The organism is Curtobacterium sp. MEB011 (assembly GCF_030209655.1).
Classification (GTDB): domain Bacteria; phylum Actinomycetota; class Actinomycetes; order Actinomycetales; family Microbacteriaceae; genus Curtobacterium; species Curtobacterium poinsettiae.
The window spans coordinates 1-11992 of the sequence record NZ_JARVRN010000015.1; the positions used below are offsets into that span (position 1 = coordinate 1).

The following is an 11992-nucleotide window of genomic DNA, read 5'->3' on the forward strand; positions in this document are numbered from 1 at the left end:
GGTCGCGAACTGTCGGCTGGCGGCGCCGCAGGCGACGGTCTGCGACCGCGCCGCGGCCGGCCGACGGGGTGTCGTGACCGCTGCGGGGCCCTGGGCGTGCGGCACGGCGGACGGGAGGCGCGGGGCACGCCGCCACGCGCCTCCCGTCCGCCGTCCGGTCGCGTTCCGTCGCGTTCCGTCGTGGGGCCGGCCCGCGCGGCCCGGTCACGACACGTCGCGGGTCACCTGCCGACTGGTCGCGAACTGTCGGCTGGCGGCGCCGCAGGCGACGGTCTGCGACCGCGCCGCGACCGGCCGACGGGGTGTCGTGACCGGCCGACGGGGTGTCGTGACCGGCGGGACCAAGCCCGGCCCGAACTCCTCCGGGGCCCGGACGCCCGCTTGGTACGATGGGCGCTGTTCAGAACACGCAGTGTGTATCTACCGGCCGCCGGCTCCCCGGCGGACAACGGCGGCACCCGATGGGTCCGCCCCCGCCGAACCGGGTCGGGCCGAGAAGGCACAACCCCGATGCTCCAGACCCGTTCCACCAGCGACACCGGCACCACTCCGGCCGCAGCCGACGCCTCACTCGTCTCCCTCGCCGGCCGTTGGTACTTCCCCGTCGCGTTCATCGCCCGGCTCCCGTTCGCCATGATGGTCGTCGGCGTCCTGACACTGGTCGTCGCCACCCGTGACTCCGTCGCCCTCGGTGGCGTCAACTCCGCCGCCGTCGGCATCGGCTCGGCGATCTTCGGCCCGATGGTCGGCGCCGCGGCCGACCGCTTCGGCCAGCGGGCGGTGCTCGTCCCCGTCGGCCTGGTGAACGCGGCGCTGCTCGGGTTCTTCCCGTTCGTCGTCAGCGGCACCGCGCCCGACCTCGCGGTCCTCGCGGTCGCGTTCTGCATCGGTGCGTCGGCCCCGCAGGTCGCCCCGATGTCCCGCACGCGGCTCGTCGCGATCATCGGCCAGCGGATGGCCCCGGCACGGCGCGAGAAGACCCTCAGCGGCACCATGGCCTACGAGTCCGCCGCCGACGAGACCGTCTTCATCATCGGGCCGTTCCTGGTCGGCATCCTCGCCAGCGCGATCGCGCCGTGGGTGGCCGTCGCCGGCGCCTCGGTCCTGACGTTCGTGTTCGTCACCGCATTCGCGCTGCACCCGACCGGCAAGCTCGTGGTCGGCCAGCACGCGGAGCTGACGCAGGCACCCGCGCGGCAGCTCCTGCGCCCGCGACTCGTGGTGGTGGTGGTCGGCATCCTCGGTATCGGCCTGTTCTTCGGCTCGACGCTCACTTCGCTCACCGCGTTCATGGAGACCCACGGCGAGGCCTCGCAGGCCGGTCTGCTCTACGGCCTGATGGGCATCGGGTCCGCCGGGTTGGCGCTCGGGTCGGCGGCGTTCCCCCGGGCGTTCGGCCTCGGTTGGCGCTGGCTCGTCTTCGGTGTCGTGCTCCTCGGCGGTGCGATCGCGTTCGCCAGCGCCGACTCCGTCGTCGCCGCGGGCGTCATCCTCGCGGTCATGGGCATCGGGATCGGGCCGACCCTGGTCGCCCAGTACAGCCTCGGCTCGGACCGGTCACCCGTCGGCCGCTCCGCCACCACCATGACGATCCTCGGGTCCGCGGTCATCGTCGGCCAGTCGATCGCCTCCGCGATCGCGGGTGACGTCGCCGAGCAGCACGGCACCGCAGCGGCGATGCTGCTGCCGGCGGTCTCCGCCGCCATCGTCGTGGTCGCCGCGGTCGGCAACCTGCTGCTGCCCCGCCGGGTCGCGACCGCCTGACGGCGAACGTGACCACCTGACGGACGGGAGGCCCGTGGCGACGCCGCCACGGGCCTCCCGTCCGTCAAGTGCCTGCGTCAGGACTCCGTGTCGTCGACGAGCAGGTCCTCGTGCCGGTAGTCGTCGGCTCGCAGGCCGGCGCGGGCGATCATGTGCGTCGAGACCGGCACCAGGAACAGCTGGAACACCATGATCGGCAGGACGACCCAGAACGCCGTCCACGTCCACACCGCGACGACGATCGCGGCCAGCGCGAGGGCGAGCCCGAGCACCTGCGGCTTCGCCATCGCGTGCAGGCGGACGAGCGGGTCCGGGAACCGGACGATGCCGACCCCTGCCCCGAGCGACAGCAGGGACCCGACGAGCAACAGCCCGACGGCGATCCAGGCCCGGAGGCCGGCGTCGTCGACGAACGACTCGATCATCTCGATCACGACTGGTCCTCCTCGGCGCGCTCGGGTGTGGTGGCGGTCAGGCCCTCGTCGGACGGGTCCGCCGAGGGGGTGACGGCCCGGGCGACGGCGACGGTGGCGAACACACTCGTCGCCGAGATCACCACGAGCACGGGGATGCCGGTCAGGTCCTGCCGGATGACCATCGCGGCGGCGATCACCACGAGCACGGTGGTCAGCACCATGTCGGAGCCGATCATGCGGTCGAGGATCGTCGGACCGCGCACGATGCGGAACACCGCGAGGGCGAACGTCGCCCCCAGGAGCACGAGCACCAGCGCGACGGCGACGGCCATCACCACGACGGCGGGGCTCACCGGGTCACCTCCGGCAGCGGCTCGGACAGCTCGGAGACGTCCTGCTTCGACCCGAGTGCACGGATCACCATGGCCTCGATCCGGAGTGCCATCCGGCGTTCGTCGTCGACCTGTTCCAGGCGCTCGGTGTCGAGCACGTGGAGCAGCAGCCGGCGGCGCCGCAGGTCGACGTCGGCGACGTACGACCCGGGCACGAGCGAGACCGCGAGGGTGGCGAGCGTGAAGGTCATCTCGGACGTGGAGTGCAGCTGCACGAGCGTGATCGAGCTGCGCCGCACACCGCGCGGGCGGAACGCGACCCAGGCGACCCGGAACGACGCCACGATGACCAGCCCGGACCACACCACCAGGAACCGCAGCACGTGCACGATCGAGAACCGCGCGGACAACGGGACCGGCGGGAGCGGCAGCGCCTGGGTGACGATGAGCGCCACGACGATGCCGCAGAGCAGGGTCAGCGGGGTCCACGACCCCCAGAGCAGCGCCCACAGCACGGTGAGCCCCGCGACCAGGGGCACGTCGTAGCGCCACGCCAGTGCGATCCGCCTGGCGTTCGAGATGCGGCGGACGTCGGTCATCGCTCACCTCCGAGCACGGCCTGCACGTAGCGGTCGGGTGACTCCAGCGACTCCGCTGCGCGGGTCGCGTAGCCGTAGAGCGGGCCGGCGACGACGGTCAGGGCGACGGACCCGAGCACCGCGACGGTCGTCACACCGACGAGCATGCGCGGCAGGCGCACCTTCTCGGGAGCCTCGCCGACCGCCTCGGTCGCGCCGGTGGTCGGACTGGAGGCGGTGGCCGCGTGCGGTGCGTCGGTGACCGTCACCGAGCCTCCCGGGTGGTACGCCTCGCCCGTCTCCTCGGAGACGGTGAGCGGCGCCGGTTCCGGCGACCGCAGGTGGGCGTGCGGTTCAGCACTCGTCGCGTGCGGGGCGGCGGCCTCGGCCGCCGGCTTCGGCCGCCAGAAGGCGGCGTCCCAGACCCGCATCAGCGCGTACAGGGTGAGCAGCGAGGTGACGACGCCGGCGCCGATGGTGACGTAGGCCATCGGGGAGCCGTCCTCGGCGGCGGCGCGGAACAGGCCGAGCTTGCCGATGAAGCCGGAGAACGGCGGGATGCCACCCAGGTTGAACGCGGGGATCAGGTACAGGGCGGCCAGCAGTGGTGCGGCCTTCAGCAGTCCGCCGAGCGACCGGGTCGAGGTCGTCCCGCCGACGCGTTCCATCAGGCCGGACACCAGGAACAGCGTGGTCTGCACGACGATGTGGTGCACCGTGTAGAACACCGCGGCCGCCGTGCCCGCGACGGTGCCGAGGCCGACGCCCATCACCATGAAGCCGATGTGGCTGATCAGCGTGAAGGACAGCAGTCGTTTCACGTCCGTCTGCGACACCGCGCCGAGCACCCCGACCACCATCGTCAGCGCCGCGACCACCAGCAGCACCTCGTTGAGCTGTGGTCGCGGGAAGATCACCGTCTCGAGCCGGATGATCGCGTAGATGCCGACCTTGGTCAGCAGGCCCGCGAAGACCGCCGTGACCGGTGCCGGGGCCGTCGGGTACGAGTCCGGCAGCCAGAACGCCAGCGGGAACACCGCCGCCTTGATGCCGAACCCGATCAGCAGCATCGTGTGCAGGAGCAGCTGCACGTGCTCCGGAAGGTCGGCGACGCGTTCGCTGATCTGGGCGATGTTCACTGTGCCGGTGGCGCCGTAGACCAGGCCGATGGCGGCGAGGAAGATCGCCGACGCGATCAGGCTCGTGACGATGTACGTCGTGCCCGCCCGGACACGCTGTTCACTGCCGCCCAGCGTGATGAGCACGTAGCTCGCCACCAGCAGCATCTCGAACGCGACGTACAGGTTGAACAGGTCGCCGGCGATGAACGAGTCGAGCACACCCGCCGCGAGCACCAGGTAGGTCGGGTAGAAGATCGTGACCGGGGCGTCCTCGTCGTCGGCGGCCAGGCCCTGCCCGATCGAGAACAGCAGGACGAGCAGCAACACGCTCGCACTGACGGTGAGGAGAAGGGCGCTCAGCCGGTCGACGACGAGCGAGATGCCGTACGGGGCGTCCCAGCCGCCGACCTGCACCACGATCGTGCCGTGCCGGTCGACCAGGACCATGAGCGTGGCGGCGACGGCCAGGGCCACGACGAGCACCACGACGGTGATCGCGCGCTGGAGCTTCTGGTGCCGGAGGAGTCCGAGCGCGACCGCGGCACCGAGCAGCGGGACGAGGACGAGGAGCGGGACGAGCCAGGTCATCGGGTCGCCTCCTGTTCTGCGTCGGTGGTGGTCTCCGGGTCCTCGTCGGCCGGCTCGTCGCGGTCGCGGCCGATGGCGGCGTCGGCCTCGTCGACCTCGACCTCGTCGGCACGGGACAGCTGCCACGACCGGTGGATCAGGGCGAGCAGGAACGCGCTGACGGCGAAGGTGATGACGATCGCGGTCAGGGCGAACGCCTGGGGGAGCGGGTCGGTGATGCCCTCGGCGCTCTTGCCGATCGGCGGGTCGCCCGCGGCACCGGACATCACCAGCAGCAGCAGGTTGAGCGAGTTGCCGAGCAGCAGGAAGCCGAGGAGCATCCGCGTCAGGGAGCGTTCGAGCAGCAGGTAGACGCCGCACGAGAACAGCACCGCCATGGCGATCACGAGGACGAGGGTGACGGTCACGAGGCGCTCCCTTCCGGGGTGGGGGCATCGAGGGTGTCGCCGACGGACTCCTCGGTGGTGTCGCGTGTCGGGGTCGAGGCGTCCTCGAGGCGCTGCCGGTCGACCTCGGCCCCGAGACTGCGGAGGACGTCGAGCACCAGGCCGACGACGACCAGGTACACGCCGATGTCGAAGAACGTTGCGGTGACGAACTCGACGTGGCCGAGGACCGGGACGGTGGCCTCGAAGAACTCGGAGTACAGGGCTTCGCGGCCGAAGAACAGCGGCACGATCGCGGTGATCGCGGCCGTCGCGACCCCCAGGCCGAGCAGGCGACCGGCGCGCACCGGGGCCGCGGCGCCGAGTTCGGCCGGTCCGCCGGCCAGGTAGCGGGCCGCGAGCGCGATGCCGGCGACCAGGCCACCGGCGAACCCGCCACCGGCGGCGTTGTGCCCGGCGAACAGCAGGTAGACCGACAGCACGATCAGGCCGTGGAACAGCAACCGGACGACCACGTCGAGCAGTGCCGAGCGCCCGGTCGGGATCGCGGCGCTCGTCGGCAGCCAGGCGCGGGGCTCACCGTCGGTGCGCTCGCCGTTCGCGGTCAGGGTCTCCGGCAGGTCGCGCAGCCGGGGCAGTGTGTCCTCGCGCGAGTTCACGAAGATCAGGCTCGCGACACCGGTGGCCGCGGCGACCACGACGGTGAGCTCACCGAGGGTGTCCCAGCCGCGCAGGTCGACGAGGGCGACGTTCACCACGTTGAGACCGTGCCCGAACGAGCTCGTCAGCGCGGGAAGGTCCGGCCAGAGGGGACGCGCGGTGCGGGCCGAGGCAGCGACGACGACGACGATCGCGAGCGTCAGCCCCGCCAGCCCGGCGAACAGGGCCCGCACGATGCGGAACCGCGACGGGTTCGTCGTCGCGATGCGCGGGGGCAGTCGGCGCAGGACCAGGACGAAGGCGATCAGGGTGACGGTCTCGACCACGAGCTGCGTCAGGGCGAGGTCGACCGCGCCGTGCAGGACGAACAGCACCGAGAGGCCGTAGCCGGTGACGCCGACCAGGACGGCGGCGGCGAACCGGGTCTTCGCCGTGAGCACCGCGACGCCGGCGATCGACATCACGATCATCACCGGGATCTGGCCCCACGAGTCGGCGAAGCGGACGTGGAACTCCCACGGACCACCGAGCACCAGGTTGGCGAGCGCCCCGGCGACGAACACCGACAGGATCACCGTCAGGTAGTAGGGGAGCGAGCCGCGCTGCAGGCTCGCGGTGAGCCCGGTCGCTCCGCGGTCGAGCAGCCGCATCCCGTGCCGGTACGTGCCCGCGGCGCTCGGGAACCCGGCGAGCCGGTGCTGGATCGCCTCGACCGGTCGGCGCAGGGCGAACAGTGCGAGGCCGCCGACCAGGGTGATCGCGGACAGGCCGAGCGCGGGCTCCAGGCCGTGCCAGAGCGCGAGGTGCGGGACCGCTTCGCCGCCGAGCGCCGCGGTCGTCGCAGCGGGCTCGATGCCGTGCGCGACCACCGGGGTGAGCAGGCCGAGGGCGAGGCCGGTGAGCGCGAGGACCGAGGGGACGACGGCGAGGCCGTGCAGGGCGTGCGGCTCGGCGGTCGCGACGCCGGGCTTCCGGGCGAAGGCGCCCCACAGGAAGCGCAGCGAGTACGCCACGGTGAGCACCGAGCCGACGGTCACGCCGACCAGGGCGAACCACGCCCAGCCGGCGTCGGGGCCGTGCAGCGACTCGGTGAAGCCGGTCAGCACGGCTTCCTTCGCGACGAACCCGATCGTGGGCGGGATCCCGGCCATCGACACCAGCGCGAGCACCGCGACGACCGCCAGCCACGGGCGGGCACGGCCGAGCCCGCTGAGCCGACCGAGGTCGCGCGTGCCGGCGACGTGGTCGATCGCACCGACGACCAGGAAGAGCGTGGACTTGAAGGCGGCGTGCGCCACGAGCAGCGCGACCCCGCCGAGGGCGACCGCGGGGGCGCCCCATCCGGCGGCGAGCACCAGGAACCCGAGCTGGGCCACGGTGCCGTAGGCGAGCAGGAGCTTCAGGTCGGTCTGGCGCAGCGCCCGGTACCCACCGACGAGCATCCCGGCGACACCGAGCAGCGTGATGGTCTCGCGCCAGCCGTCGAGCAGCGCGAACGCGGGGGCGAGCCGGGCCACCAGGTAGATGCCGGCCTTCACCATCGCCGCGGCGTGCAGGTACGCGCTGACCGGGGTGGGCGCGGCCATCGCGGCGGGCAGCCAGAAGTGGAACGGCACGATCGCCGACTTCGTCAGTGCTCCGAGCAGCACCAGGACCACCGACACCGAGACGACCGTGCCGCTCGGGGGGTCGGCGACGATCCCGGACAGCGACGTCGTACCCGCTGCGACCGAGAGCATCACGAGGCCCGCGAGCATCGCCAGGCCGCCGGCGGTGGTCACCACCAGCGCCTGCATGGCGGCGGCACGGCTGGCGCGCTTCGCAGCGTCGTGCCCGATGAGCAGGTAGGAGAAGACCGTCGTGGCCTCCCACAGGACGAACAGCACGATGACGTCGTCGGCGATCACGAGCCCGTACATCGAGCCGGCGAAGGCGGTCAGGACCCCGGCGAACCTACCGAGCCCGGGTTCGTCCCGCTCGAAGTACGAGGCGCAGTAGACCAGCACCAACGCGCCGACGATCGACACCACGAGGGCGAGGACCCACGACAGGGCGTCCATCCGCAGCGTGACGTCGAGGTCGAGCTGGGAGACCCACTGGTGCCGTTCGACGACGCTGCCGTGCAGGGCGGCGTCGGTCTGGGCGATCGTCAGCACCGCGGCGGCGGCAGGGGCGAGGGCTGCGACGAAGAAGACGCGGCGCCCGAGGACGGGGGTCAGTGCGGGGACGATCAGGGCGACGATCGCGAACGCGACGAGGACGAAGACCATCGGGCACCTCCTCGGGGTCGGGCGGCAGTCCGGCTCACTGGGCTCTCACAGCTTACGAAGCGAGCCATGTGGAGAACCTGTGCGGCCGGACAGCAGTCCGCTCAGGTCCGACCGTGCGCGCGGGCGGGGATCTGGGTCGCGAGCTTGCCGCCGGAGACGTCGAGCAGGGTGCCCGTGATGTACCCCGAGGCGTCGCTCGCCAGGAAGACGAGCAGGTCGGCGACGTCGTCCGGAGTCTCCCACCGGCGGAGTGACAGCGTGTCCAGCAGACGGTCCTGTGCCTCGGTCGGCATCGTCGCGAAGCCGTTCATCGCCGTCGGCACCATGCCGGGTGCGTACGCGTTCACGGTGATCCCCCACGGGCCGAGCTCGGACGCCAGGACCCGGGTGAACGAGACGACCGCGGCCTTCGACGCCGCGTAGGCCGCGCTCCCGACGCTCGGCACGATCGCAGCGAACGACGCGGCGTTGACGATCCGACCGCGCCCGGCCGCCTGCATCACCGGTGCGACGGCCTGGCTCATCAGGAACGTGCCACCGAGGTTGACGTCCATGCAGCGGCGCCAGGCGTCCCACTGCAGTTCGGCGACCGTGCCCGTGACGTTGATGCCGGCGTTGTTCACCAGGACGTCGATCGTGCCGTGCCGCCCGACGACCTCGTCCACGGCGTCGCGCACGGACGCCGGGTCGGCGACGTTGCACACGACGTGCTCGAGCGGGAAGTCCGGTTCGAAGGCCAGGTCGAGTGCGACGACGCGGCACCCTTCGTCGACGAAACGGTCGGCGAGCGTGCGGCCGATCCCGCGCGCTGCGCCGGTCACGACGACCACGCGGTCGGTCAGGTCGAGGTGCATCGTTGCTCCCGTCGTCGGTGCCTTGAATAGGCATACTATTCGAGCATGACGGATCAGCGTGTGCTCTGGGTCACGGGTGGGGGCAGCGGCATGGGGGCCGCGGGTGCCGAGGCGGCGGCACGGGACGGCTGGACCGTGGTGCTGAGCGGGCGTCGCGCGGACCGACTCGAGCAGGTCGCAGGCGCCATCCGGGCAACCGGCGGGACCGCGGACGTCCTGCCCCTCGACGCGAACGACCCCGCAGCCGTGGCCGCCGCACGTGACGTCGTGCTCGAGCGGCACGGCCGGCTCGACGGACTCCTGCTGGCGGCCGGGCTCAACGCCCCGCGACGCCGGTGGGACGACCAGTCGCTGACCGACTTCCGGGCGATCGTGGACACGAACCTCACCGCGGCCGTCACCGTCGTGGACGCCGCGCTGCCGGCACTCCGCTCGTCCGGCGGTGTCGTGGTCGTCGTGTCCTCGTACGCCGGGTGGTCCTTCCAGTCCGGGGCCGGCGTGGCGTACTCGGCGAGCAAGACCGCGCTCGGATCGGTCGTCCGGAGCCTGAACCAGCAGGAGGCCGAGCACGGCGTGCGTGCCACACACCTGTGCCCGGGCGACGTCGCGACGGACTTCCTGGACCAGCGGCCGGAGGTCCCCGGCGCGGCCGCCCGCCAGCGCATGCTCCAGCCGGAGGACGTGGGGCGGACCGTCGCCTTCGTGCTCGGGGTGCCGGCTCACGTCCGCGTGGACGAGCTCGTGCTGTCGCCGGTCTCCCAGCGGTGACGAGCACCTTCGATCGGGTCCTCGACCAGGTCGGTGACGCCGTGGTCTCCGGCACCCTGGCCGCGGGGAGCCGCCGGAGCGTCGACGACCTGGTGGCCTGGACGGGTGCCAGTCGCAGCATCGTCCGCGAGGCGGTGCGTGTCCTCGTCGCCCTCGGCCTGCTCACCGCCAGGCGCCGGGTCGGCGTCACCGTCCTCGATGCGGATCGGTGGGACGTCCTGGACCCGCGCGTGGTGCGGTGGCGCCTGCGGGGCCCGGACGGCGACCGGGTCGCGGTCGAACTCCGCGAGCTGCGCGCAGCGGTCGAACCCGCCGCGGCCGCCGCAGCAGCCCGGCGAGCGGCGCTCGACGCCTGTGCGGACCGACGGGAGGCGCTCCGCACCACCGCGGACGAGCTCGCGGCCGCCGCGACCCGCGACGACCGCCCCGACTTCGTGACCGCGGACGTGCGGCTCCACGCGCTCGTGCTCGACCTGTCCGGCAACACGCTGTACCGACGCCTGCACCGGGTCGTGGGCCAGGTCCTGCTGGAACGCGGGAGCATCCGTCCGGACCGGCACGACGTCGGCCTCCACCTCGCGCTCGCCGGTGCCGTGGTGGACGGACGGCCGGATGACGCGGCCGCGGCGATGCGGGCGATCGTCGACCGGACGTGAGCGGCGCGCCGCCGACCTGCGAAGATGGAGGCCGGTGCGCTCCCTCCGGTGCCCGTGGAGGGTGAGTCGTGGACGCAGCACAGGACCTGGTCGTCCAGCTCGTCGGCACCCCGTGGGCCTTCCTCGTGGTCGGCCTGGTGCTCGCCGTCGGCAGCGTGGCGGTCTTCCTCCCCAGCCAGGCACTCGTCGTCGCGATCGGCACGCTCCTGGTCGGTGGCGACGGTGGGCTCGTGCCGGTGCTCTTCCTCGTCGTCGCGGCGTCGATCGGCATGGTCCTCGGCGACCTCGGGCTGTACCACCTGGCGCGCTCCGCCGACCTCGGTTCGCGGTCCTGGTTCGCGCGTCCGAAGGTCCGCGCGGCCCGCGACGCCATCGACGGCCGCTACCGCGCCGCTCCCGGGCGCATCGCGGTGCTCGGACGCTTCATCCCGATGGGCCGGTTGACGACGAACCTGGTCGGCGCGGACAGCGGGCTCGATCTCCGGCGCTTCCTGGTCAGCTGCGTGCTCGCCGACGTCGTGTGGGCCGCGTACTGCGTCGGCATCGCCGCGGCCACGGGGCGCTGGAGCCGCGAGCAGCCCTTCCTCGTCACGACCGTCGCCGTCGTGGCGTCGATCCTGCTCGGCTTCGCGATCTCCGCGATCGAGAAGGCCGTGCGACGGCGCAGTGAGGCCGCCGCCGCAGCCTGAGGAAAGTAGTGTGGGCACCCCGTTCGAAGGAGAACCCGTGCTGCTCGACGACCTCGTGCCGGACCCCGACGCGCTCGACCGCATCGCCACCGGCAGCACCTGGGCCGAGGGCCCCTGCTGGATCCCGACCACGCGGACGCTGCGGTGGTCCGACATCCCCGGCGACCGGATCCTGCAGTGGCACGCCGACTCCGGGGAGACCTCGGTGTACGTCGACGGTGTCGAGTTCACCAACGGCCGCACGCTCGACCGCGACGGCAGCGTCGTGCAGTGCTCGCACGGCCTGCGCCGGGTGGAGCGTGACCGCGACGGGGTCGTCACACCGATCGTCGACACGTGGAACGGCGTCCGGTTCAACTCCCCGAACGACGTCGTCGTCGCGCGGGACGGCGGTGTCTGGTTCACCGACCCCGCCTACGGCATCACCCAGCCGCGCGAGGGACACCCCGGCGTCCGCGAGTACGGCGACCACTGGGTGTTCCGGTGCGGACCGGCGGGCGAGGACCTGCGGCCCGTGGCGACCGACCTCGACGAGCCGAACGGCCTGGCGTTCGACCCGGACGAGCGGGTGCTGTACATCGCGAGCTCGTCGGGCGACGAGCCGGTCATCCGCGCGTACGACCGCCGGGGCGACCTGCTGAAGAACGGTCGGGTGTTCGCGCGGCTCGAGCCGGGCGAAGGCGCGCCGGACGGCATCCGGGTCGACGTGCACGGCAACGTCTGGTCGTCGTCCCACCGCGGCGTCGTCGTGTTCGACCCGGCCGGGGCACGCATCGGCGAGGTCGCCGTCCCCGAGGTCACGTCGAACCTGTGCTTCGGTGGCGACGACGGCACGACGCTCTTCCTGACGGCGACGACCTCGGTGTACCGGATCGTCACGACGACGCGGGACGCTGCCGTATCCTGACTC

The 11992-nt window shown here is 72.5% G+C and carries 12 protein-coding genes; 5 read left to right on the forward strand and 7 right to left on the reverse strand.

What is annotated here, in order from left to right:
• Positions 1–510: 510 nt before the first annotated feature.
• Positions 511–1764 (forward strand): MFS transporter, encoded by a 1254-nt coding sequence (locus tag QRN30_RS16340; RefSeq protein ID WP_071251758.1) that lies wholly within the window; start codon positions 511–513, stop codon positions 1762–1764.
• A 77-nt stretch (positions 1765–1841) separates the two neighbouring features.
• On the opposite strand, the gene mnhG is transcribed toward QRN30_RS16340, so the two are convergent.
• From mnhG to QRN30_RS16375, 7 genes are all read right to left on the reverse strand, one after another.
• Entirely contained in the window at positions 1842–2189 is a 348-nt protein-coding gene (gene mnhG / locus QRN30_RS16345) for a monovalent cation/H(+) antiporter subunit G (protein WP_228499857.1), read from the reverse strand.
• Positions 2190–2194: 5 nt separating this feature from the next.
• Positions 2195–2533, reverse strand: coding sequence for an MrpF/PhaF family protein (locus tag QRN30_RS16350; protein ID WP_052481860.1), 339 nt, complete (start codon positions 2531–2533; stop codon positions 2195–2197).
• On the reverse strand, positions 2530–3111 hold the full coding sequence (locus QRN30_RS16355) for a Na+/H+ antiporter subunit E (protein ID WP_017887555.1): 582 nt from the start codon (positions 3109–3111) through the stop codon (positions 2530–2532). The genes QRN30_RS16350 and QRN30_RS16355 overlap by 4 nt, the downstream gene beginning before the upstream one ends.
• Entirely contained in the window at positions 3108–4799 is a 1692-nt protein-coding gene (locus tag QRN30_RS16360; protein ID WP_017887554.1) for a Na+/H+ antiporter subunit D, read from the reverse strand. The genes QRN30_RS16355 and QRN30_RS16360 overlap by 4 nt, the downstream gene beginning before the upstream one ends.
• Complete coding sequence (locus QRN30_RS16365) at positions 4796–5206, reverse strand: Na(+)/H(+) antiporter subunit C (protein ID WP_017887553.1); 411 nt, start codon at positions 5204–5206, stop codon at positions 4796–4798. Before QRN30_RS16365 ends, QRN30_RS16360 begins: the two co-directional genes overlap by 4 nt.
• Positions 5203–8115 (reverse strand): Na+/H+ antiporter subunit A, encoded by a 2913-nt coding sequence (locus QRN30_RS16370; protein ID WP_284761458.1) that lies wholly within the window; start codon positions 8113–8115, stop codon positions 5203–5205. The genes QRN30_RS16365 and QRN30_RS16370 overlap by 4 nt, the downstream gene beginning before the upstream one ends.
• Positions 8116–8216: 101 nt before the next feature.
• Positions 8217–8969 carry an SDR family NAD(P)-dependent oxidoreductase gene (locus QRN30_RS16375; RefSeq protein WP_042539867.1) on the reverse strand — a complete coding sequence of 251 codons (753 nt, stop codon included), beginning with the start codon at positions 8967–8969 and terminating at the stop codon, positions 8217–8219.
• A gap of 45 nt (positions 8970–9014) precedes the next feature.
• On the opposite strand from QRN30_RS16375, the gene QRN30_RS16380 reads away from it, so the two are divergent.
• The 4 genes from QRN30_RS16380 to QRN30_RS16395 all read left to right on the forward strand — a co-directional run bounded on the left by QRN30_RS16380 (position 9015) and on the right by QRN30_RS16395 (position 11989).
• Positions 9015–9737 carry an SDR family oxidoreductase gene (locus tag QRN30_RS16380; RefSeq protein ID WP_284761459.1) on the forward strand — a complete coding sequence of 241 codons (723 nt, stop codon included), beginning with the start codon at positions 9015–9017 and terminating at the stop codon, positions 9735–9737.
• Entirely contained in the window at positions 9734–10393 is a 660-nt protein-coding gene (locus QRN30_RS16385; RefSeq protein ID WP_017887549.1) for a FadR/GntR family transcriptional regulator, read from the forward strand. The genes QRN30_RS16380 and QRN30_RS16385 overlap by 4 nt, the downstream gene beginning before the upstream one ends.
• Positions 10394–10461: 68 nt before the next feature.
• A complete protein-coding gene (locus QRN30_RS16390; protein WP_284761461.1) occupies positions 10462–11082 on the forward strand; it encodes a DedA family protein in 621 nt (206 codons plus the stop codon).
• A 10-nt stretch (positions 11083–11092) separates the two neighbouring features.
• The gene (locus tag QRN30_RS16395) at positions 11093–11989 is read left to right on the forward strand and encodes an SMP-30/gluconolactonase/LRE family protein (protein WP_284761463.1); all 897 of its coding nucleotides are present in this window, start codon (positions 11093–11095) and stop codon (positions 11987–11989) included.
• Positions 11990–11992 lie beyond the last annotated feature (3 nt).

What these genes read in the sequence shown, in the direction of transcription:
- QRN30_RS16340 (WP_071251758.1), top strand. Translation starts at nt 511, where the DNA reads ATGCTCCAGACCCGTTCCACCAGCGACACCGGCACCACTCCGGCCGCA.
- QRN30_RS16380 (WP_284761459.1), top strand. Translation starts at nt 9,015, where the DNA reads ATGACGGATCAGCGTGTGCTCTGGGTCACGGGTGGGGGCAGCGGCATG.
- QRN30_RS16370 (WP_284761458.1), bottom strand. Translation starts at nt 8,115, where the DNA reads ATGGTCTTCGTCCTCGTCGCGTTCGCGATCGTCGCCCTGATCGTCCCC.
- QRN30_RS16355 (WP_017887555.1), bottom strand. Translation starts at nt 3,111, where the DNA reads ATGACCGACGTCCGCCGCATCTCGAACGCCAGGCGGATCGCACTGGCG.
- QRN30_RS16360 (WP_017887554.1), bottom strand. Translation starts at nt 4,799, where the DNA reads ATGACCTGGCTCGTCCCGCTCCTCGTCCTCGTCCCGCTGCTCGGTGCC.
- mnhG (WP_228499857.1), bottom strand. Translation starts at nt 2,189, where the DNA reads ATGATCGAGTCGTTCGTCGACGACGCCGGCCTCCGGGCCTGGATCGCC.
- QRN30_RS16375 (WP_042539867.1), bottom strand. Translation starts at nt 8,969, where the DNA reads ATGCACCTCGACCTGACCGACCGCGTGGTCGTCGTGACCGGCGCAGCG.